Below are 19,971 nucleotides of genomic sequence, written 5' to 3' on the forward strand. Positions count from 1 at the left end.
GGGGCCCGCACCGGCTCACTCGGTGTCGTGGTCGGAGCCGCAGGAGCTGCCGTCCGGCGGGAGGGTGCCGTACAGCAGGAACGCGTCGACCTTGCGGTGCACGCACGTGGAGGAGCCGTAGCCGGTGTGGCCCTCACCGCGGTTGTCGAGCACCACGGCGGACGATCCCAGCCGCTCGGCCGTCTCCACCGTCCAGCGGTACGGCGTGGCCGGGTCGCCCCGGGTGCCGACCAGCAGCATGCGCGGTGTGTCGACGTCCTTGACCTTGTCGCGGATGAAGTCCGTGCCCTTGGGGCGGCCGTAGCACATCAGCACCTGCGTGAGCCGGTACGGCCCGAAGACCGGGGACGCCTGCTCGTACCGGGCGCGCAGCCGGCCGAGGTCCCGGGTGATCCGCGCGGCGCCCGGGCGGTCGGGATCGTCCGCGCAGTTCACCGCCATCAGCGCCGCCGGCAGGTTGTCCAGGGGCACGTCCGCCGGGTCGGTGAGCCCACGGTGGGCCCTGCCCGGCGGCGGGAGCGTGAAGCCGCCGTGCAGGAAGGCCTCCAAGCCGCTCGTGTCGCCCTCCTCCAGCAGCCGGGCGACGGCCCGCTGGAGCGAGGGCCACAGCTCCCTGCTGTAGAGGCCCTGCCCGAGGGCACCGGCGAAGTCCTGGCCGGAGAACGCCTCGCCGAAGTCCGTCGGCACCGGGCCCTCGTCGAGCGACTTCACGACCTCGACGACGTGCTCCTCGGCCTCGCGCGCGTTCTGCCCGAAGGGGCAGGCGATGTCCTCGGTGCACCAGGTGAGGAAGTTCTCCAGCGCGGTCTGCTGCCCGCGTGCGCTGACCACGCCCTGCTCGGCCAGCGGCTCGGTCAGCGTGTCGACGCCGTCCAGCACCATGCGGCCGACCTTCTCCGGGAACTGCGCCGCGTAGACCGCGCCGAGCCGGCTGCCGTAGGAGAAGCCGAGGTAGTTCAGCTTGCCGTCCCCGAGCGCGTCGCGCAGGACGTCCAGGTCACGGGCGGCGTTCACCGTGCCGATGTGGGGCAGGACCGGGCCCGAGTGCTCGGCACACTCGGCCGCCGCCTCGCGCAGCTTCGTCAGCACGGCCTGCGGGTCGGTCACGTCGGCGTTGCCGTCGGTCGCGTCCAGGGCGTCGTCGGAGGCGTTGCCGCAGCTGACCGGGGAGGAGCGGCCGACGCCGCGCGGGTCGAAGGAGACCACGTCGTAGCCGTCGGTCAGGTCCATGAACTCCTTGCCGGCGAGCGCGAGCTGGCCCACGCCCTGGCCGCCGGGGCCGCCGAAGTTCAGCAGCACCGAGCCCCGGGAGGCGCCGGTGGCCCGGTAGCGGGCCACGGCGAGGTCGAGCGTGCCCCGCTCCGGCCGGTCGTGGTCGAGCGGGACGGTGACCTTGCCGCACTGCAGGTCCTTCGGCATGTCCGGCCCCGCGCAACGGGACCACTTCACCTTCTGGTCGTAGAAGCGCTCCAGGCCGGGCGAGGGGTCGGCGGCGGTCGGCAGGCCCGCACCCAGCAGGGCCAGTCCGCACGCGCCGGCGACCGCGCAGCGCCGGATCGAAGGGCGCGTGGACAGCTTGGCCAGCATCGATGCCTCCAGGGACGCCCCACGGCGCCCTCGCCCACGATAAGCGCGCCCCGTGGGGTGCGCCTCCGGGCGGGCGGGGCGGGCGGAAGTGGCCTACCCTGCGCGGTTTCACCTGCCCGTTTCCTCACGCATACGAAGGTCTTTACCGCTAGTTCGACAACCCGGCCGCTCGATGGAGTGAAAGGCCGATAAGCCATAACTCGGATCGGGCGCCCCGCGTTTTATCTCGTGCGGGTGAGTGCCCGCGACGATGTCTGGAAGGCAGGGAACCTATGAAGCGGGTCACCCGAAACGGTGTGATCGCCGTCGCCGCCGCCTCGGGCGCGATGGCCATGACCGTCCCCGCGTACGCCGGTTCCGGGGCGGACGGCTCCGCGGCCGGTTCGCCCGGGGTGGTCTCCGGCAACACCGTCCAGCTGCCGGTGCACGTCCCGGTCAACGTGTGCGGCAACACCGTGAACGTGGTGGGGCTGCTGAACCCCGCCGCGGGCAACGCCTGCGCCAACCGCGACGGCCGGGCGGCCGAGCGGCCGGGGCGCTCCGGCGGTGCGGTCGCCGAGAGCCGGGGAGAGGACGCGCCGGGCGTGGTCTCCGGCAACGGCGTGCAGCTGCCGGTCCGGCTCCCTGTCAACGTCACCGGCAACACGGTGGACGTGGTCGGCATCGGCAACCCGTCGACCGGCAACGAGTCCTCCAACACGCCCGGCGACCGCCCGGCCCGGCCGCACGTCCCGGCGAAGCCGGCCGCCCCGGAGCCGTCCGACCCGCCGCGCACGCGCCCGGTTCCGGAGCAGATCCGGCACACCACGCCCCAGCAGGCCCGGGGCGCCCTGGCCCACACGGGCGCGGACCACACGCTCCAGACCGTCGCCGCGGGTGCGGCGCTGGTGCTCGGGGGAGTGGTGCTGCGCAGGCGCTTCCGCCCGGCCGGGAACGGGGAGACCGACGGCTGAGCCGTCCGACCGCGGCCCCGGCCCTGTTCGGCAGGGAGGAGAAAGGCGCCCGGGTCAGACCGCCTCCGCCACCCCCGTCAGCAGCACCATCCCCGAGTCGCCGTAGTCCGGCAGGGTCGGATCCGTGTCGATGTGGGTGATGTCCAGGTCGCGGGTCAGGGGGCCGAAGACCTCGGTGACCGTCGCCGGGCCGACCGGGCAGCCGGGCCAGCGCGAGGCCGGGCCGATGCGGTAGGTCGGCATGTTCTCCATGAACGCGGCCACCAGATGACCGCCGGGGGCGACCGCGCGGACGAAGGCACGGCAGAAGTCGGCGAACTCGGCGAAGTCCTCCGTCACGCTCTCCGCGACGAAGTGCATGGAACCCAGCTCGTACGTGCCCGGCGGCAGGGCCCGGACGTCGGCGTGGACGACGTTCACCGGCGCCAGCGCCCCGGCCAGCGTCGCGGGCACCCGTGGATCGAGCCGCCGGCACAGCGCGTGGAACGGCAGCCAGCTCGCGTCGATCCGGTGGCAGATCTGGTCCTGGAGATAGGCCACGTTGCTCGCGCCCGCCTCCACGGCGTCGATCCGGCGGCACGCGGCGGACGCGAGCATCAGCGGATAGAGGTTGGGCCCTGCCCCGAACTCGACCGCGCGCGCGATCCCGCCGGCCGGCAGGGCACGGTAGAACGCGGCATGGTGCGCGATGACGGCCGCGTCCGACGCGTGCACCTCGCGGTAGTTCTCCGCGAGGTAGTCCGCGACCGGCCAGCGGTCCCAGTCCACGTCGTCGTTGTGCGTCGTCATGGCCGTCTAGCCCTTCATCCGCAGCGGGAAGCGTTCGGACAGCCGGGTCAGCGTCCCGTTGAGCCGCTCGATGTCCTCGTCGGAGTTGAGCGCCGTGAGCTGGACGCGGAAACCCACCCGGTCGCGCGGCACCAGCGGGTAGGCGGCCAGCGTCACGTAGATGCCCTCCTCCCACAGGAACGCGGCGACCGCGTCCAGGTCCGCCGGGTTGGCCAGCGGCACCTCCACGATGGGCAGCCGGTCCGTGTTGAGCGTGTGCACGCCCATGCCGTCCAGGTGGTCGAGCACCCGCACCGTCTTGCGGTACAGCTCGGCCCGGATGACATCGCCCCGGCGCTCGTTGACGTCCAGCCCCGCCAGCGCCGTGGCCAGGGACGCCGTCGGGGACGGCCCCGAGTACAGATAGGGAGCGGCCGCCGTCTTCAGCCGGTTCTTCAGCTCCGGCGGCAGCGCGAGGAACGCCAGCAGCGACGAGTACGCCTTGGAGAACCCGCCGACCAGGACGATCCCGTCGTACGACTCGCCGGTGTGCCGCACCACGCAGTTGCCGCGCATCCCGTACGGGCAGGTCTCGCCCGGCCCGCGTTCCCCGATCACGCCGAAGCCGTGCGCGTCGTCGACGTACAGCGTCGCCCCCTCGGCGCGGCAGACCGCCGCCAGGGCCGGCAGGTCCGGGACGTTGCCGCTCATGCTGTTGACGCCGTCCAGGCACACCAGGCGGGGCGTGCCCTTCGGCACGCCGGCCAGCAGGGCCCGCAGTTCGTCGAGGCGTTCGGCGTGGAAGCGGTGCAGGGTGGCGCCCTGCGCGCGGGCCACCACACAGCCGTCGTAGACCGTGCGGTGCGCGGTCGCCTCCACGAACACGTGCCCGTCCTCGGCCAGCGCCGGGATCACCGAGGAGTGCACCAGTGTCAGCGTCGGCAGCAGCAGCGTGTCCGGCGCGCCCAGCAGCGCGGCGAGCCGCTCCTCGATGTCGGGGTACAGCCGCGGGCTGCCCAGCAGCCGTGACCAGCTCGGGTGGGTGCCCCACCGGCGCACCGCGGGCTCGACCGACTCCATGACCTCCGGGTCCCAGTCGAACCCCAGGTAGTTGCAGGAGGCGAAGTCGATCAGCCAGTGGTCGCCGCTGCGGATGTGCCGGCCGCGCACCTCGTCGAGCACCGCGTCGCTCATCGGGCTGGTGCGCCGCAGATGCTCCAGGTCGGCCCAGCGCGCCTCGCGGCGTCCCCGGGCGGCGGTGTCGACGCGCGGCCGCGGGGTGCGGCGCGGCGCGAAGGGGCGGGCGCTGGGCTCGCGCAGCACATGCGCGGTCTGCTCCACGGTCATGGGGCGGGCGAACAGGAACCCCTGACCGAACCGGCACCCCATCCCGGCCAGCAGGTCCCGCTGCGCGGCGTCCTCGATGCCCTCCGCGATGACCTGCAGGCCCAGCGTGTCGGCGATCCGCACGATGCCCTCGACGAGGGCGACCTGCTGGGCGTCGCGCGCGATGTCGTCGATGAACGACTTGTCGATCTTCAGTACGTCGATCGGGAAGTCCCGCAGATACCGCAGGGACGAGAAGCCGGTGCCGAAGTCGTCGACCGCGATGTGCACCCCGAGTTCCTTCAGCGTGTGCAGCACCGTCTGGAGCCGGTCGTCACGGTGCAGCAGCACCGTCTCGGTCAGCTCCAGTTGCAGCGACCCCGGTTCCAGCCCCGGGGTGCTGAGCGCCTGGCCGACCTGTTCGACGAACCCGGCGTCGCGGAACTGGCGGGCGGAGACGTTGACGCTGACGTAGGGCGGCCGGACCGGGCCCGGCAGCCGCTGCAGGTCCGCGATGTCGTTGACCGCGTTCTCCAGCACCCACGAGCCCAGCGGCGCGATGTGCCCCGTCTCCTCGGCCAGGCTGATGAACTGGTCCGGCGGCACGTGCGGCCGCTGCCCGTGCGGCCAGCGGACCAGAGCCTCGAATCCGACGACCTCGCCCGCGGTGATGTCCACGACCGGCTGGTAGCGCAGGTCGAACGCCTTGTCGGCGACCGCCCGGGCCAGCTGGGACTGCAGGTCGTGCCGTTCGACCATACGGCTGCGCAGCAGCGGCCGGAACCGGCGCCACTGCCGTTTGCCGGCTGCCTTCGCCGCGTACAGCGCGAGGTCGGCGTGGCCCAGGAGCTCCTCCGCGTCCGTGCTGTCGCGCGCGGTGGCGACCCCGACGCTCGCGGAGACCGTGACCGACTCGTCGGCCAGGTCGAACGGCCGGCCGAGCGTCTGGATCACCTGCGCCGCCAGGAGCTCCGCGTCGAGCGGCTGCTTGGCGTCCTCCATCAGCACGGCGAACTCGTCGCCGCCCAGCCGGGCCGCGGTGTCACTGCGGCGCAGCGCCCGGGACAGCCGGTTGCCGACCGCGATCAGCAGCTGGTCGCCCGCACGGTGCCCCATCGTGTCGTTGACGAGCTTGAAGTCGTCCAGGTCGATGAAGAGCAGGCAGGTCAGCGACGACTCGCGGCGGCCGCGCAGCAGGGCGCGTTCGATCCGCTCCAGCAGCAGGGTCCGGTTGGGCAGGCCGGTCAGCGAGTCGTGGAAGGCCCGCTGCGTCAGCTCCTGCTCCAGGCGCCGTTGCTCGGTCACGTCCCGCAGGGTCACCACCAGTCCGGACACCGTCCGCTCGTCCCGGAAGTCGCTGCACCGCACCTCCACCTCGACGCGTCCGTCCCGGCGCCGCACCCACCAGTGGTCGTGCCCCGCCCGCGGGCCCTGCTCCCGGACGGTGGCCAGCTCGCGCGCGGCCCGCTCCCGGTCCCCGGAGTCCACCAGCTCGGGCAGGGGCACGCCGACGAGGTCGTCGGTGCCGAACACGGAGCGCGCCGAGGGACTGGCGTACCGGATGGTGTCGTCGTCCTCCAGGATCAGGATGACGTCGGAGGCGTTGCGCACGAGGGTGCGGAAGTACGCCTCGTTCTCCCGCCGGATGACCTCCTGGCGCAGGGTGACCCGCTCCATGGCCAGACCCGCGTGCGACGCCAGGATCTCCAGCGAGCCGGAGGTCTCGCGCAGCCGGCTCTCCGGCGCGGCGACCAGCAGGACGCCCGGGACCGCGCCGGCCGGCCGGCCGGGCTGGGTCATGGGGCAGACCAGCACGGACGGCAGCGCGTCCAGCCGGGCGGCGATGTCCGGGGCGAGCGCGGCCGGGCTCACCAGGTGGGTGGAACGGGTGTCGAGCTCTCCGGCCCGCTCCGTCGGCAGCAGCATGGTCCGGTGCGGTACGTCGGGGCCCATCAGCCGGTCGACCCCCGCGCGGCACGACTGGTCGATCTCCTCCTGGCGGAAGGCGGAGACCAGGGACGCGGCGGCCTTGCGCAGGGCGAGTTCGCGCGTGACGGCCCGCCGGTGGGCCACGACCATGCCCGCGAGCCGCAGGATCACCAGCAGGAACAGCACCCCCGAGAACCCGGCGATCACGGCGGCGTCCCGGGTCTGGTCGCTCAGCCCTTCCCAGAGCAGGATCCCCGGCGCGATCAGCGTGACCACCGCGAGCACGACCAGCCGGCGCGGCGGCGGCAGCAGCGATTCCCGCTGGGGCACCGAGGCGGTCAGCTCGACCATGGAAGGGTGCAGCGCGGCCAGGCCCCAGGCGGTGTAGAAGGCGACCCAGCCGAGGTCCAGCAGGCTGCCCGTCTGCCACACGTCGTTCAACTGCAGGATCCCGTAGGCGATGTCGGTGGCGAGCAGGGTGACCGTGCCGATGACCAGCAGGCGTACGGCATGGTTGGAGCCGTCGACCGGGCTGGGCGTGAGCAGCCGCGCCAGCAGCGCCAGCACGAGGATGTCGCCGAGGGGATAGGCGATGCTGATGGCGCGCTGCTGCCAGGTCAGGCCCTGCACCACCGTCAGCGGCTGCACCAGGTACACCCACACGGGCAGTGCGAGACCGGCGGTGACGATCAGCGCGTCGAGCAGGCTGGGCAGATCGCGGTCGGCCCACCGGTGCCGCACGAGCCCCGACAGGCCGATCGCGAACAGCGGGTACATGGCGAGGTAGCAGGCGTCGGCCGGGGACGGGAACGGATTGGAGGCCCCGAGGTACTCCTCCATCACGAAGTAGTACGTATCGCCCGCGATGAAGGTGAGCAGGCCGGCGGCCAGCACCCACCAGGGCCACCGGTGGGCGGGCCGGTGGATGTGGGTGCCGGTCAGGATGGCGACGACTCCCGCCAGCCCCATGACGGCCCACATCGCGGGCGCCACCACCGGCACGGTCATGTACACGATCGTGACGCCCGCGACCAGGGCGATATAGCCGACCGTGAGCAGCCGGCTGGCCTGCGAGGACATGCGCCTCCCCCCGTCGGGGAGACCGGGGTGTACACCTGGTCTGGTTGAATTCGATCGTAGGTTCGCATGCGGTGCCCTGCATCTCGGGCCCCGGCCCCCGGGCCGTCCCTCGGGAGGGGCGGCGCGGCCCGTCGCCCTCAGCCGCGTCCGCGCTGGAAGCGCACGTGCAGCTCCCGCACCCGCTCCGTGAGTTCGGGCACGGGACCGTCCACGACGACCTCCGGCGCGATCTCCCGCACGGGCAGCGTCCTGACCGGCGGCGCCGGGACCCCCAACTCCGCCAGCCACGAGGCGAGTTGTTCCGAGGAGGCGACGTAGACGATCCGGCCAAGGCCGACCCAGGCGTGGGCCGCCGCGCACATCGGGCAGTGTTCGCCGGAGGTGTAGACGGTGGCGGCCGCCCGCTCCCCGGGCGTGAGGTGCGCGGCGGACCAGCGTGCCAGTTCGAACTCGGGGTGGCGGGTGCGGTCCCCGGAGGCCACCCGGTTGTGGTCCTCGTTGAGTACCGTGCCGTCCCCGCCGACCAGGACCGAGCCGAAGGGCTCGTCCCCGGCGTCGAGCGCCTCGGCCGCCAGCTCCACGCAGCGGCGCAGATACGGCAGTTCCCTGTCCTGGACGACCATCGTGGGCTCCTTGGATGACGAGGTGATCACCAGGACCCTAGAGCGCCGGCCCACGGGGCGAAAGGAACGGCGTGCCCCCGGGGAGCCCCGGACGCCGCCGAAAACCCGTTGCCCGGCCCCGGGGCCGGTGCTGGGATGGCCGGCATGGATCATGCCGCGCTGCTCGCCCTGTTCGACCGTGACCTGCGCGAGGGGGCGCGGCCGGACGGTCCCGGCGACGCCCGGGTCGAACGGGCCGGCGCGGTGGTCCGCCAGACCGCCGCCGCGCCGGGGTACAGCTGCGTCCTGTGGTCCGACCTCGACGAGGACACCGCCGACGCGGTGATCGCCGAGCAGATCGCCCACTACACCCGGCTCGGCCTGAACTTCGAGTGGAAGCTGTACGGGCACGACCGTCCGGCGGACCTCGGGCAGCGGCTGCGCGCGGCCGGCTTCGCCCCCGGGCCGCAGGAGACGCTGATGATCGGCCGGATCTCGGAACTGACCCTGGACGCCGGACCGCCGCGGGGCGTCCGCTTCTTGCCGGTCACCGACGCCCGCGGAGTGGAGCTCGTGGCCGCCGTCCACGAGAAGGCGTTCGGCGAGGACAGCTCCTGGCTGCGCGGCGAACTGCTCGCCCGGCTGGCGGCCGGCCCGGACACCGTCGTCGCCGTCGTGGCGCTGGCCGGTGACGAGCCCGTCAGCGCCGGCCGCATGGAGCTCGTGCCCGGCACGCGCTTCGCCGGCCTGTGGGGCGGCGGCACCGTCGAGGCGTGGCGCGGCCGCGGCATCTACCGCGCGCTGGTGGCCCACCGTGCCCGCACCGCCGCGGCCCGGGGCCACGACCACCTCCGGGTCGACGCCTCCGACCGGAGCCGTCCCATCCTGGAACGCCTGGGCTTCACGCCGCTGACCTCCACGACGCCGTACGTGTACACGCCGCGCTCCGGCGGCTGACCGCGGACCTCTGCAGCGCCGTACGCGCCACCACCGTTCCGCGGGCACGAAAGGGCCGGTCCGAGGACGCGGACCGGCCTTCGCTTCCGGCGGGGGCTAGGGCCGGGAGGCCTTCGCCGCCGTGCCGGCGCACACCAGACCCAGGATCACGGCCAGCGCACCGATGATGATGTTGTTCCACACGACACCGGCGTCCGGGCTGTCGCCGACGATCCACGGCGACACGATCAACCACACCCCGAGAGCGCACATGGCCCAGCTCAGGCCGTACATGCGCTCCGGAGCGCGGGTGAATCCGAGCGCCAGCATGCCGATCGCGATGCCCATGATCAGGTTGTGCGTCACGAGCGACGGCTGGCTGGCCGTGTAGTGGACGATCCACGGGGAGGCGGCGCAGTACAGACCGAGCAGGAACACCGGTCCGTCCACGAGCGCCACATCGCGGCCGCCGAGCATCCGGGCGTACCGGGCCCGCATCTCGGAGGCATCGGGATGGCTGGTGATGTCCCCTCTGGTGGGCGAGACGTTGGCCATGACTCGTCTCCTTACGTCGTGCGGGGGACCGCGTTCGGAGTGATGTGCGGTATCCGCCGCGTTAGCGTCATTCTGCTCTTATTTCTCCTTTATGTGTAGAGGCCGACGTGGTGCGGTGTACCGGCCGGTACATGTCCGGGCGGATCGGGGGCAACCGGATGTGTACGACAGCGACGGAACGTCGCCGCCCGGCGGGCGGCGCAGGACAGGGGAGGGCAGCGGACGTGACTGTGGCCATCAGTGCGAAGGTGTTGGAGCGGTTCCCGGCGGGGTCGCCGCGCGGCTCGTGGCCTGCCGAGGAGTACGCGGCACGCCGCCGCGCCGAGGGCGAGCCCGCCACCGTCGTGATGGACCTGGAGTCCGACGCCTTCCTCGTGGTGGTGCCGTCGGACGACGAGGGCTGAGCCGCCCGCACGGCTCGCGCGACCAGGGCGGGTTCCACGGCAGGGTCCGGTCCCCAGGGACGAACCGTCGCCCCTGCCCGGACCGCGCTAGCCGGCCGCCAGCGAGCCGAGGTGCGCGCGGCGTGCCTCGGCCGTCTGGCCCTGCACCAGCAGGAACATCCCCTCCCGGGCCAGCCGTTGGGCCCGGCTGTCCAGGGCCATGGCGCGGCCGCCCCCGGCGACGATCGCCGCGGTCGTGGCGGCTCGCATGACGTCGTACGCCCGTGTCCTCACGGCCAGCCGCTGCGGGACGCACGCGTGCGGGACCGGGTGATCGGCCAGCTCGTAGGATTCCCGCCGGACCGCGTCGAGCCGCTCCCGCAGCACCCGGGCCGTCTCCTCGCCCTCGGGGGAGCGGGCCACCAGCTCCAGCGCCGCGTCCGCCACCCCGAACACGGCCGGACCGGCGTTCGCCGCGCGCGGCAGGTCGACCCGGGCGAACTCCTCCTGCCCCATGCGCAGCACCACGGACTCCTCCGGCACCCACAGGCCGTCCAGCTCCAGGGAGACCGTGCGGGCGGCGGTGAGGGCGGCCAGCCGCATCGGCGCCGACGGGGTCAGCCCGGGCTGCTCGCGGGCGTCGGCGACGACGAACACCACCTCGGCCGCGTCCGTCACCCCGGCCAGCAGCATCACGTCGTTCAGGCCCCAGCCCGTGTACCAGGGCACCCGCCCGTCGAACCGCCAGCCGCCCCGCTCGGCCACCGCCCGCACGGGCACGCGGGGGAAGGCGCGGACATGGGCGAACGCGATGCCGGCCATCAGCCCGCCCGTCGCCAGCGGCCGCAGCAGCTTCTCCCGCACCGGCGAGTCGTAGGTGGCGATCAGCTTCACCGGCGTGTGGTGCTGGGTCTGTACGAACCAGGTGGAGCAGCACGCGCCGGCCAGGATCTCCGCGGTCTCACGGGCGACCGCGACGGGCGCGTCCGCCCCGCCGTACTCGCGGGGCGCGCCCACGCCGAGCAGCCCCGCGCGCCTGAGTGCCTCGACATGACTCGCCGGCACCTCCTCCTGATCGACGCGCTCGGCCTGCGGGACGAGGAGCTCGCGTGCCAGACGCCGTGCGGCGGTCACCAGGGGGTGGGCTGTGGTGGTCATGGGGGCAATTCTGGCGGTCGCCCGTCGCGGCACGCCGACCGCGCAGGTCCGAGTGTCCGACCTGACGATGACTGGTCTACACCCTTGACTGGTACAGACCAACGCGGTTGAGTGTGCCTCCACAACCCCCCACCACGGCCGCGCCCACGCCGTGACCGGTTCGCCGGTGCGTGCGCGAAGGCTCTGCTCCGCCCTGCCCTCGGCCGGGAGCGGCCGTGTCGCACAAAGGAGTTGATCCCGTGTCGAGACGCCGTGTCTCCGCCGTCCTGGCCGCACTCGCCCTCGCGGGCACCGCCCCGGTGCTCCTGCCGGCCTCGAACGCCGTCGCCGCCTCGTGCTCCAGCTATCCCAACTGGGTGGCAGGGAAGTCGTACAACGCCGGTGACATCGTCCGCTACACCGACGGCAAGGCCTACATAGCCGAGCACGCCAACCCGGGCTACGACCCGATCATCAGCACCTGGTACTGGGAGCCGTACGCCTGTGACAGCGGGCCGACCACGCCCGACGCGCGCTTCGTCGTGTCCGAGGCGCAGTTCAACCAGATGTTCCCGAACCGGAATTCGTTCTACACCTACAGTGGCCTCACCGCGGCCCTGAGCGCCTATCCGGGCTTCGCCAACACCGGCAGCGACACGGTGAAGAAGCAGGAGGCCGCGGCCTTCCTCGCCAACGTCAGCCACGAGACCGGCGGTCTGGTGCACGTGGTGGAGCAGAACACCGCCAACTACCCGCACTACTGCGACTGGAGCCAGCCCTACGGCTGCCCGGCCGGTCAGGCCGCCTACTACGGGCGCGGCCCGATCCAGCTGAGCTGGAACTTCAACTACAAGGCCGCGGGCGACGCGCTCGGCATCGACCTGCTCAACAACCCCTGGCTGGTGCAGAACGACTCGGCCGTCGCCTGGAAGACGGCCCTGTGGTACTGGAACACCCAGAGCGGCCCCGGCACCATGACCCCGCACAACGCCATGGTGAACGGCGCCGGATTCGGCCAGACCATCCGCAGCATCAACGGCTCCCTGGAGTGCGACGGGAAGAACCCGGCACAGGTGCAGAGCCGCGTGAACAACTACCAGCGGTTCACGCAGATCCTCGGCGTTTCACCCGGCGGCAACCTGTACTGCTGACGCCGGACCACCGGGCGTGGTGTCATGCGGGATGTCATGCACCTGACCTGACGGAGGGCATCCCCATGCGCCTGCGCACCCCCCACGCCCTGCTCGCCACGACCGCCGCGCTCGCCGCGGCGGTCGTGGCGCCCCAGCCCGCTGCGGCCGCCGTACCGGCCCCGGGCGCGTACTACGTCCAGAGCGCCACGACCGGGCTCAACGCGGCCGACTCCGGTGGGGCGGTCGAACAGCACAGACCCCGCGGCAACGAGGACCGCCAGCAGTGGCAGCTCAAGCCGAACGGGTCCGCGTACCTCCTGGAGAACACCGACGCCCCGGGCCGCTGTCTCGGCCGCGGTGGCGAGCAGGCCGCGACGGTCGCCTGCACCGGCGCCGAGGCCCCGTGGGAGATCGCCCCGGTCGGAGCCGACCGCTACACGCTGAAAGCCCCGGGCACCACGCGGTACCTCACCGTGGCCCCCAAGCCGTCCGGTGCCAACCACCCCGCCCGGCTCGCCCTCGGCGGCGCGGGCGACCTCGCGGCCTGGTACCTCACCCCGGTCAGCCCCGTCACGGCCCCCATGCCACCGCAGGACCGCCGCACCCTGGACCAGGTCACCTTCCTCACCACCCACAACGCGTACGCCAACGGCGCCGACGGCGGTTTCGCCCCGCCCTTCGTCAACCTCGCGCCCAACCAGACCCGCGGCATCACACGCCAACTCGCCGACGGGGTACGCGGGTTCATGCTGGACATCCACCAGACCCCGGACGGCGCGATCCTCTGCCACAACAGCTGCACCCTCGTCAGCAGGCCGGTCGCGCTGTGGGTGGACCTCCAGCGCACGGTCGACTTCCTCAAGGCCCATCCCGACCAGTTCGTCACGGTCTTCCTGGAGGACTACGTCGACCCGGGCGTGCTGCGCGCCGAACTCGCCCGCGTGAACGGCCTGGCGGACGTGCTGTACCGGCCCGACCTCACCGGCGTCCGGCAGAACGGCTGGCCGACGATGGCCGAACTGATCGCCGCGAACGACCGGCTGCTGATCTTCACCGACCACAGCCGCTCCGCCGACCAGGCCGCGGGCCTGACCCGGGACAGCTTCGGCGTCATGTACCAGCGTGAGTGGACCGTCGAGAACTACTGGTCCATGGGCTCGGGGCTCGGATCCTCCGACTGGTCCTGCTACAGCCGCTGGTACGACGCCGGCACGAACATCCCGCTGACCCGGACCGAGCCCGGCTTCCGCCCGCTGTTCGTCATGAACCACTTCCGGGACGTCCCGTTCACCGCCACGGCCGGCACGGACAACGGCAAACTCGCCGACCGGGCCCAGCGGTTCTGCCAGCCCGCCGCCCGCAAGAAGCCCACCTTCCTCGCCGTGGACCACTACGACCGCGGCGACCCGGCCTCCGCCGTGGCGACCCTCAACACGTACATCTATCCGTAAGCGCCCGGGCGCGTCCGCGGCGGCGTGTGTGAGACTCCGCCGATGAGCTCGCGGAAGATCACCGCGGACGCCGCGGGCACCTGGAGACTCGGCGACCTGTCCGTCCACCGCCTCGGCCTCGGCGCGAGGCGGCTGACGGGCAGCGCCGCCTTCCACCACGGCACACCCGGCGACCGCGACCGGTCGATCGCCGTGCCGCGCAGGCGATCGACCTCGGCGTCAGCCACATCGACACCACCGCCTTCTGCTTCTCGTCGCTGCCCAGCGCCAACGAGCTGATCAACAGCGCCCTGTCGCCCTACCCCGGCGACCTGGTCGTCGTCACCACGGTGGACCCGCACCGGAGGTACTCGGGGGAGTGGGGCGCCGCCCCGTGACCCGACGAACTGCGCGGCCAGGTCGAGGAGAACCTGCGCCGGCTGGGCCGCGACCACCTGGACGTGGTCGACCTGCGCAGGATGCCCGCGTACGACTCCGTGGCCGAGCACTGCGGCGCCGTCGCGGAGCTGCGCGAGGCGGGCCTGATCCGGCACCTCGGCGTTTCCGACGTCACCGCCCGGCACCTCGCCGAGGCCCGGGCCACCGCCCACGACGAGGAACGGCGACGGCTCGACGCGGTGCGGCGGAAGACGCGGTGACCGGGGCGGGTGGGCCGGGCCGGCCGGTGCCCGGCCGTCCGCTCAGGTGGCCCCGGCCTCGGTGACGTCGTCGCTCCGCTCGTTTCCGTCCGCCCGGGCCGCGGTGGCGGTCAGATGGTCCAGGACATTGATGAGCTCCAGCATGCGCTCCAGGAACCCGGGCCGATGGTCCAGGTGCAGAATCGTGCCTGCGGCGCTGGTGTGGCGATGGACCATCAGCAGTGCCGACAGGCCGGAGGAGTCGATCCACGCCAGGTCGGTGAAGTCCAGGCGCACGTCGCGCAGCCCCGTGGCGTCGTACAGCTCACGGACGACGGCGTCGACGAGCTCGCCGCAGGTGTCGTAGTCGAGCTCGCCGGCCACCCGCACGGTCAGCGTGGGCGGTTCGCGGTCGGCGGTGACGGTGAACTGAATCGGTGGCAGGTTCGTCATGCGGGAGTCTCGGAGCCGGGGACAGGACGGGCGGGGCGGCCGCACAGGGCGGCGGTGCCCTCGCGGATCAGGGCGAGAGCACGGGGGAAGTCGCGTATCTGCCCGGCGAGGATGTCCAGGCCGGCGATCAGCGACCGGGCGGGCACGTGCCGGGCTTCGAGGATGTCGGCGGTCCAGGTCAGGAACGACGTGAACAGCTCGGTGTCGTCGACGTAGAGCGCGGTGGCCAGGAACTCCACGATGTGGGCGAGGTCCTCCGCCGTGCGTTCGAGCTGCTCGCTCGTGTAGGACCGCATCGCCGGGAAGCGGTCCTCCAGGTCGGCCAGGGTCCGTCTGACCAGCTGGACGCGGCTCTGGACGACCATCGTGTACTCCTGGTCGGCCAGGTGCGGGAGGTCGTCCACGGCCTGCCGGAGCGCCGCGGGTGTGGGCCGGGCGACGCCCTCCTCCAGCGCCGCGGCCGCCCGCCGGGCGTCCGCGGCCCAGCGGTCGGCGCCCAGAGCGCGGGCGTAGCGCCCGTCGGGCCCGAAGGCGCGGCCGCCGGCCATGACGGGGGTGCCGATGGCCTGGCACGCGGTGATGGCGCTGTGGGCGGCGGGCAGGTGGGTGGGGATCGAGCTGGACAGCAGCACCGCGTCCGGGTTGGTGCGGTGCAGATGCGCGATCAGGTGCTGGGTGGGCGTCTGGGCACCGAGGTAGTCGACCTGCCAGCCGCGCAGCCGCAGGGTCTCGGCGACGAGCCGGGCCGGGAAGGCGTGCCATTCGCCGTCGATGCAGGCGACCGTCACCCGGCCCCGCGCGGCGGAGCGTCCGGCGCCGTCCGGGTCGCGGTGGGCGAGAGCGGCGACGGCGCGTTCGTTGATGGCCGTGGCGGCGTGCTCCTGGGCCACGGTGAGACGGTCGGCGGCCCACTCGGCGCCGACCCGCTCCTGCACGGGCGCGATCACGTCCAGGAGCAGCGCCTCTTCGCCGAGCCCTTCGGACAGGGCCTTCGACAGGACGTCCACGGCGGCGTACTCGTCGCCGTCGGCCACGGCCCGCCACAACCGGTTCTGCAGTGCCACTGACATCGCGGGGTCGTTCACCCGTCCTTCCGGCCGGTGCCCCGGCGCCCGTCGACGACCGACAGCCCGCCCGTCCTCGGCGCGCTGATGGCGACGACGGCCATGTCGTCGTGCCGGCCGGTGCCGAGCCACTGGGCGGCCACCATCTGCACCCGTTCCACCACGGCCTCGGCGGGCAGCCCGCCGCACTCGGCCAGCACCCTCTTCAGGCGCTGCTCACCGAACAGTTCGTCACCGAGGGGGCCGCCCCGGGCCTCGGTGATGCCGTCGGTGTACAGCAGGCAGGTGTCTCCCTGGTCCAGGGCCGTCTCCACGGTGTGCGCGGTCACGATCGGCAGGGCGCCGATGAGGGTGCCGCGGGAGGGCACCTCCTCCACCCGGCCGTCGGCCCGGACGATCAGCGGCGGCAGGTGGCCGGCGCTGGTCAGCCGCAGCTGCGCCCGGCCCGCGCGGCGGCGCACCGAGGCGAGCACCAGGGTGGCGAAGCGGGTGTGCCGGGAGTTCAGCAGCGCCCCGTTGAGCAGGTCGAGCACCCGCTGGTGGTCGTCGGCCAGGGGCAGCAGGGCGTGCAGGGTGTTGCGGATCTTGCCGGTCAGCACGGCCGCGTCCAGGCCCTTGCCCGCCACGTCGCCCAGGACCACCAGGGTCTCCCGGGAGGGGTCGGAGCCGGGGTGGACGTCGTAGAAGTCGCCGCCGACCCGCTCGTGGTCCTTGGCGGCCCGGTAGCCGCCGGCGTACTGCACCCCGTGCACCCGCTGCAGGGGCGGCGGCAGCAGCTCGTCCATCAGGGTGGCGGTGATGGTCGCCTGCTCGGTGTACAGGCGGGCCGCCGAGAGCGCGGCCCCGGCCCGGGCGGCGAACAGGCGGGCGAAGACCTCCTCGCCCTCGGTGAAGGCCTGCTCGGTGCTGGAGCGCAGCAGGATGAGGGCGCCCGCGGGCACGCCGTGCCCGGGCAGCGGGGCGACGATCACGGACCCGACCGGCCCGGTGAAGCCGTCGGGGATCGCCCAGTCGGGAAGGGCCGACGGGTCGATCCAGCGCGCCGGTACCGGTGGGAAGCCCTGCAGGGCCTCGGGCAGACCGGGCACGCTGTGCGTGTCGATCTGCCGGGTGACCTGGACGACGGGACCGCCCTGCGGGGCGTAGGTGAGCGGGTGGCGGCGGCCCTGGGCCGGAGCGACGAGAACCGCGGCCTCCGCGAGATGCTGCGCTGCCATGGACGCGGCGACCTCCATGCAGCGGGGTACGTTCAGCGTCGACAGCAGCGTGGAGGAGACCTCGGTCAGGACCTGCGACCGCGTCTGCGCGCTGCGCACGGCCTCCTCGGCCACGCGGCGGTCGGTGTCGTCGACCAGCCACCACACCACGTCCCCGTCGGCGGCGGCGGTGGGGTGGGCCAGCACGACCCGTTCGTTGATGGACCCGCTCAGGGGAGCGGCCGGGGCAGCCTGGGGCTCGCCCGTGATGTTCCGGTGCGCGTCCGACAGCCAGGTGGGCGCCGTCTCGCGCAGCGGGTCCCCGCTCGCCGCTTCGGGCAGCAGGAGCCGCGCCGCGTCGTTCAGCTGGAGCAGGGTGCCGTGCCGGTCGACGACCAGCACGGGGCAGGGGGCGTCAGCCCACGAGCTGCCGACCTTGTCGTCGGCGCTGCGGGCTCGGGTGGAAGAGCTGGGGGAAGCGGTCACAAGCGGAGGCACGCATCCGCGCACCCCACCACCTTCCTGTAGGGGAGATCGGTGCAGACTGCAACCGTCCCGCATCCACGCCGATGGCGCAACCCACCCAGAAGAGCCCCATCCATGCACCGGATCTCGTCACATTCCTTCGACGGCTCGTTCGACACGGCTCGGGGCCGAGGCGCCCGGGACGGCCCGCACGAGTGGTTGGCGTTCATCGGGTTTTACGTATAACCTCTCCGGCTAACCCCGCGCTCCGAGAGGTCCCGATGCGACGTATCGCCCTGGTCACCCTCGTCGTCGACGACTACGACGAGGCGATCCGCTTCTACACCGAGGCTCTCGGTTTCCGGCTGGCCGAGGACGCGCCCCGGCCCGGCGGATCCCGCTGGGTCGTGGTCGAGCCGGGCGCCCCGGACGCGGGGACCGGGCTGGTGCTCGCCCGCGCCCGCGAGGAGGCGCAGTCCGCCCGGGTCGGGGACCAGACCGGCGGCCGCGTCGGTTTCTTCCTGCACACCGACGACTTCGCCCGCGACCACGCCCGGATGACCGCGGCCGGTGTGACGTTCCTGGAGGAGCCGCGGCACGAGCCCTACGGAACCGTCGCCGTCTTCCAGGACCTGTACGGCAACCGCTGGGACCTGCTCCAGCCCGCCGGCTGACCCCTCTCGCGCCCCCTGAGAACCGCTGCCAAGGAAAGATCCGCCATGACTGCTACGCGCGTAGACACCGCCGTGATCCACCGCCTCCCCAAGGCCGTCCTGCACGACCACCTCGACGGAGGCCTGCGCCCCGCCACCGTGGTGGAGCTGGCGGACGCGGTCGGCCACACCCTGCCGACCACCGACCCCGACGAGCTCGCCGCCTGGTACTACGAGGCCGCCAACTCCGGTGACCTGGTCCGTTACATCGCCACCTTCGAGCACACCCTCGCCGTCATGCAGAACCGGGAGGGGCTGCTGCGCACCGCCGAGGAGTACGTGCTGGACCTGGCCGCGGACGGGGTCGTGTACGGGGAGGTGCGCTACGCCCCCGAGCTGAACACCCGGGGCGGGCTGACCATGGCCGAGGTCGTGGAGACGGTCCAGGAGGGCCTGGCCTCGGGCATGGCCAAGGCGGCCGCCGCGGGGACGCCCGTGCGGGTCGGCACCCTGCTGTGCGGCATGCGGATGTTCGACCGGGTGCGCGAGGCCGCCGATCTGGCGGTGGCGTTCCGCGACGCCGGCGTCGTCGGCTTCGACATCGCCGGCGCCGAGGACGGCTTCCCGCCCGCCGACCACCTCGCGGCCTTCGAGCACCTGCGCCGCGAGAGCGTGCCCTTCACCATCCACGCCGGTGAGGCCCACGGCCTGCCCAGCATCCACCAGGCCCTGCAGGTGTGCGGCGCCCAGCGCATCGGGCACGGCGTGCGGATCACCGACGACATCCCCGACCTCGCGGCGGGCAAGCTCGGCCGCCTCGCCGGCTGGGTGCGCGACCGGCGCATCGCGCTGGAGATGTGCCCGACGTCCAACCTCCAGACGGGCGCCGCGACCTCGATCGCCGAGCACCCCATCACCGCGCTGAAGGACCTCGGCTTCCGCGTCACGGTCAACACGGACAACCGCCTGGTGTCGGGCACGACGATGACCCGCGAGATGACCCTGCTCGTCCAGGAGGCGGGCTGGAGCGTGGAGGACCTGCGCACGGTCACCGTGAACGCCCTGAAGAGCGCTTTCCTGCCGTTCGACGAGCGGAACGCGCTCATCCGCGACGTGGTCCTGCCCGGCTACGCGGCCGCGCTCTGAAGCAGGCCCTTGAGGTAGGCGGCCTGTCCGACGTGCTGCAGATCGTCGGACAGGACGCTGACCAGCCGCACGCCCAGCGTGACCGGCGGGTCCCAGCGCTCGTCGACGACGCGCTCCAGATCCCTGGCGGCGAGGCCCCTCAGGGCGTCCAGGCTCTGCTCGTGCACGGCGTCGTGGTAGCCGGTCAGCAGATCGCCCGAGTCGACCCTGACCTTGGCGACCTTGGCGGGGCTGTGGCCGTAGCCCGTGTCGTGGCGGGGCAGGCCCAGCCCGAAGCGCTTCTCCCAGTCCTGGGCGAGCCACACCTGGTCGAGGCCGAAGGCGTCGGCGACGTGGTCGTCCTGGACGCGGGTGAGGTGCCAGACCAGCCAGGCGATGGAGTTCGTGTCGGGGGAGGGGCGGGCGGTCAGTTCGTCCGGCCCGAGGCCCTCGACGGTGGCGTGGACTTCTTCCCGGATGCGGTTGTAGCCGTCGATGAGGATGTCCTTCGCATGCATGCCTCCACCATCGCGCATCCCCGCGTCCCGTGCGCGTGCC

At 73.0% G+C, this 19,971-nt stretch carries 17 protein-coding genes and 1 pseudogene; 8 read left to right on the plus strand and 10 right to left on the minus strand.

What is annotated here, in order from left to right:
- Positions 1 to 15 precede the first annotated feature (15 nt).
- A complete protein-coding gene (locus ACIGAQ_RS26810; RefSeq protein ID WP_399786962.1) occupies positions 16 to 1,587 on the minus strand; it encodes an alpha/beta hydrolase in 1,572 nt (523 codons plus the stop codon).
- A gap of 272 nt (positions 1,588 to 1,859) precedes the next feature.
- On the opposite strand from ACIGAQ_RS26810, the gene ACIGAQ_RS26815 reads away from it, so the two are divergent.
- A complete protein-coding gene (locus tag ACIGAQ_RS26815) occupies positions 1,860 to 2,540 on the plus strand; it encodes a chaplin (protein WP_399786965.1) in 681 nt (226 codons plus the stop codon).
- A 54-nt stretch (positions 2,541 to 2,594) separates the two neighbouring features.
- Here ACIGAQ_RS26815 and ACIGAQ_RS26820 read toward each other — a convergent pair whose 3' ends face one another.
- The 3 genes from ACIGAQ_RS26820 to ACIGAQ_RS26830 all read right to left on the minus strand — a co-directional run bounded on the left by ACIGAQ_RS26820 (position 2,595) and on the right by ACIGAQ_RS26830 (position 8,266).
- A complete protein-coding gene (locus ACIGAQ_RS26820) occupies positions 2,595 to 3,329 on the minus strand; it encodes a class I SAM-dependent methyltransferase (RefSeq protein ID WP_399786968.1) in 735 nt (244 codons plus the stop codon).
- A 6-nt stretch (positions 3,330 to 3,335) separates the two neighbouring features.
- Positions 3,336 to 7,643, minus strand: a complete 4,308-nt coding sequence (locus ACIGAQ_RS26825; RefSeq protein WP_399786971.1) for an aminotransferase class I/II-fold pyridoxal phosphate-dependent enzyme — start codon at positions 7,641 to 7,643, stop codon at positions 3,336 to 3,338.
- A gap of 137 nt (positions 7,644 to 7,780) precedes the next feature.
- Positions 7,781 to 8,266: a nucleoside deaminase gene (locus ACIGAQ_RS26830; protein WP_362285245.1), complete on the minus strand. Its 486-nt coding sequence runs from the start codon at positions 8,264 to 8,266 to the stop codon at positions 7,781 to 7,783.
- 144 nt (positions 8,267 to 8,410) lie between these two features.
- Between ACIGAQ_RS26830 and ACIGAQ_RS26835 the strand changes: the two genes are divergently transcribed.
- On the plus strand, positions 8,411 to 9,202 hold the full coding sequence (locus ACIGAQ_RS26835) for a GNAT family N-acetyltransferase (protein ID WP_399786975.1): 792 nt from the start codon (positions 8,411 to 8,413) through the stop codon (positions 9,200 to 9,202).
- A gap of 96 nt (positions 9,203 to 9,298) precedes the next feature.
- On the opposite strand, the gene ACIGAQ_RS26840 is transcribed toward ACIGAQ_RS26835, so the two are convergent.
- Positions 9,299 to 9,736, minus strand: coding sequence for an SPW repeat protein (locus ACIGAQ_RS26840; protein WP_311678991.1), 438 nt, complete (start codon positions 9,734 to 9,736; stop codon positions 9,299 to 9,301).
- A 224-nt stretch (positions 9,737 to 9,960) separates the two neighbouring features.
- Here ACIGAQ_RS26840 and ACIGAQ_RS26845 point away from each other — a divergent pair, with 224 nt between their 5' ends.
- Positions 9,961 to 10,140 (plus strand): hypothetical protein, encoded by a 180-nt coding sequence (locus ACIGAQ_RS26845; RefSeq protein ID WP_311678990.1) that lies wholly within the window; start codon positions 9,961 to 9,963, stop codon positions 10,138 to 10,140.
- Positions 10,141 to 10,227: 87 nt separating this feature from the next.
- Here the strand turns inward: ACIGAQ_RS26845 and ACIGAQ_RS26850 are convergent, their stop codons facing one another.
- The gene (locus ACIGAQ_RS26850; protein WP_362285252.1) at positions 10,228 to 11,277 is read right to left on the minus strand and encodes an acyl-CoA dehydrogenase family protein; all 1,050 of its coding nucleotides are present in this window, start codon (positions 11,275 to 11,277) and stop codon (positions 10,228 to 10,230) included.
- Positions 11,278 to 11,516: 239 nt separating this feature from the next.
- Here ACIGAQ_RS26850 and ACIGAQ_RS26855 point away from each other — a divergent pair, with 239 nt between their 5' ends.
- The 3 genes and pseudogenes from ACIGAQ_RS26855 to ACIGAQ_RS26865 form a co-directional block, all read left to right on the plus strand.
- On the plus strand, positions 11,517 to 12,407 hold the full coding sequence (locus tag ACIGAQ_RS26855) for a glycoside hydrolase family 19 protein (RefSeq protein WP_311678986.1): 891 nt from the start codon (positions 11,517 to 11,519) through the stop codon (positions 12,405 to 12,407).
- A 71-nt stretch (positions 12,408 to 12,478) separates the two neighbouring features.
- A complete protein-coding gene (locus ACIGAQ_RS26860) occupies positions 12,479 to 13,840 on the plus strand; it encodes a phospholipase (RefSeq protein ID WP_399787174.1) in 1,362 nt (453 codons plus the stop codon).
- A 42-nt stretch (positions 13,841 to 13,882) separates the two neighbouring features.
- Positions 13,883 to 14,427 (plus strand): annotated as a pseudogene (locus tag ACIGAQ_RS26865) (aldo/keto reductase); the annotation flags it as partial.
- A 93-nt stretch (positions 14,428 to 14,520) separates the two neighbouring features.
- On the opposite strand, the gene ACIGAQ_RS26870 reads toward ACIGAQ_RS26865, so the two are convergent.
- The 3 genes from ACIGAQ_RS26870 to ACIGAQ_RS26880 are packed head-to-tail and all read right to left on the minus strand — an operon-like array spanning position 14,521 to position 17,656.
- Positions 14,521 to 14,910: an STAS domain-containing protein gene (locus tag ACIGAQ_RS26870; protein WP_399786980.1), complete on the minus strand. Its 390-nt coding sequence runs from the start codon at positions 14,908 to 14,910 to the stop codon at positions 14,521 to 14,523.
- Positions 14,907 to 15,980 (minus strand): B12-binding domain-containing protein, encoded by a 1,074-nt coding sequence (locus ACIGAQ_RS26875; RefSeq protein ID WP_399786982.1) that lies wholly within the window; start codon positions 15,978 to 15,980, stop codon positions 14,907 to 14,909. The genes ACIGAQ_RS26870 and ACIGAQ_RS26875 overlap by 4 nt, the downstream gene beginning before the upstream one ends.
- Positions 15,981 to 15,991: 11 nt before the next feature.
- Positions 15,992 to 17,656, minus strand: a complete 1,665-nt coding sequence (locus ACIGAQ_RS26880; RefSeq protein ID WP_399786985.1) for a PP2C family protein-serine/threonine phosphatase — start codon at positions 17,654 to 17,656, stop codon at positions 15,992 to 15,994.
- A 260-nt stretch (positions 17,657 to 17,916) separates the two neighbouring features.
- Between ACIGAQ_RS26880 and ACIGAQ_RS26885 the strand changes: the two genes are divergently transcribed.
- Together ACIGAQ_RS26885 and ACIGAQ_RS26890 are read left to right on the plus strand one after the other, a co-directional pair.
- The gene (locus ACIGAQ_RS26885; RefSeq protein ID WP_399786988.1) at positions 17,917 to 18,309 is read left to right on the plus strand and encodes a VOC family protein; all 393 of its coding nucleotides are present in this window, start codon (positions 17,917 to 17,919) and stop codon (positions 18,307 to 18,309) included.
- A gap of 45 nt (positions 18,310 to 18,354) precedes the next feature.
- Positions 18,355 to 19,434, plus strand: a complete 1,080-nt coding sequence (locus ACIGAQ_RS26890; RefSeq protein WP_399786991.1) for an adenosine deaminase — start codon at positions 18,355 to 18,357, stop codon at positions 19,432 to 19,434.
- Here the strand turns inward: ACIGAQ_RS26890 and ACIGAQ_RS26895 are convergent.
- The gene (locus ACIGAQ_RS26895; RefSeq protein WP_399786994.1) at positions 19,416 to 19,931 is read right to left on the minus strand and encodes a DinB family protein; all 516 of its coding nucleotides are present in this window, start codon (positions 19,929 to 19,931) and stop codon (positions 19,416 to 19,418) included. The genes ACIGAQ_RS26890 and ACIGAQ_RS26895 overlap by 19 nt on opposite strands.
- Positions 19,932 to 19,971: the final 40 nt, after the last annotated feature.

The organism is Streptomyces sp. NPDC085932 (assembly GCF_044540525.1).
GTDB lineage: Bacteria > Actinomycetota > Actinomycetes > Streptomycetales > Streptomycetaceae > Streptomyces > Streptomyces levis.

Excerpts from the sequence above, each read along its gene's own strand:
- ACIGAQ_RS26825 (WP_399786971.1), bottom strand. The coding sequence starts at position 7,643 with ATGTCCTCGCAGGCCAGCCGGCTGCTCACGGTCGGCTATATCGCCCTG.
- ACIGAQ_RS26895 (WP_399786994.1), bottom strand. The coding sequence starts at position 19,931 with ATGCATGCGAAGGACATCCTCATCGACGGCTACAACCGCATCCGGGAA.
- ACIGAQ_RS26870 (WP_399786980.1), bottom strand. The coding sequence starts at position 14,910 with ATGACGAACCTGCCACCGATTCAGTTCACCGTCACCGCCGACCGCGAA.
- ACIGAQ_RS26830 (WP_362285245.1), bottom strand. The coding sequence starts at position 8,266 with ATGGTCGTCCAGGACAGGGAACTGCCGTATCTGCGCCGCTGCGTGGAG.
- ACIGAQ_RS26820 (WP_399786968.1), bottom strand. The coding sequence starts at position 3,329 with ATGACGACGCACAACGACGACGTGGACTGGGACCGCTGGCCGGTCGCG.
- ACIGAQ_RS26835 (WP_399786975.1), top strand. The coding sequence starts at position 8,411 with ATGGATCATGCCGCGCTGCTCGCCCTGTTCGACCGTGACCTGCGCGAG.
- ACIGAQ_RS26850 (WP_362285252.1), bottom strand. The coding sequence starts at position 11,277 with ATGACCACCACAGCCCACCCCCTGGTGACCGCCGCACGGCGTCTGGCA.
- ACIGAQ_RS26885 (WP_399786988.1), top strand. The coding sequence starts at position 17,917 with ATGCGACGTATCGCCCTGGTCACCCTCGTCGTCGACGACTACGACGAG.
- ACIGAQ_RS26890 (WP_399786991.1), top strand. The coding sequence starts at position 18,355 with ATGACTGCTACGCGCGTAGACACCGCCGTGATCCACCGCCTCCCCAAG.
- ACIGAQ_RS26810 (WP_399786962.1), bottom strand. The coding sequence starts at position 1,587 with ATGCTGGCCAAGCTGTCCACGCGCCCTTCGATCCGGCGCTGCGCGGTC.
- ACIGAQ_RS26840 (WP_311678991.1), bottom strand. The coding sequence starts at position 9,736 with ATGGCCAACGTCTCGCCCACCAGAGGGGACATCACCAGCCATCCCGAT.
- ACIGAQ_RS26875 (WP_399786982.1), bottom strand. The coding sequence starts at position 15,980 with ATGTCAGTGGCACTGCAGAACCGGTTGTGGCGGGCCGTGGCCGACGGC.
- ACIGAQ_RS26815 (WP_399786965.1), top strand. The coding sequence starts at position 1,860 with ATGAAGCGGGTCACCCGAAACGGTGTGATCGCCGTCGCCGCCGCCTCG.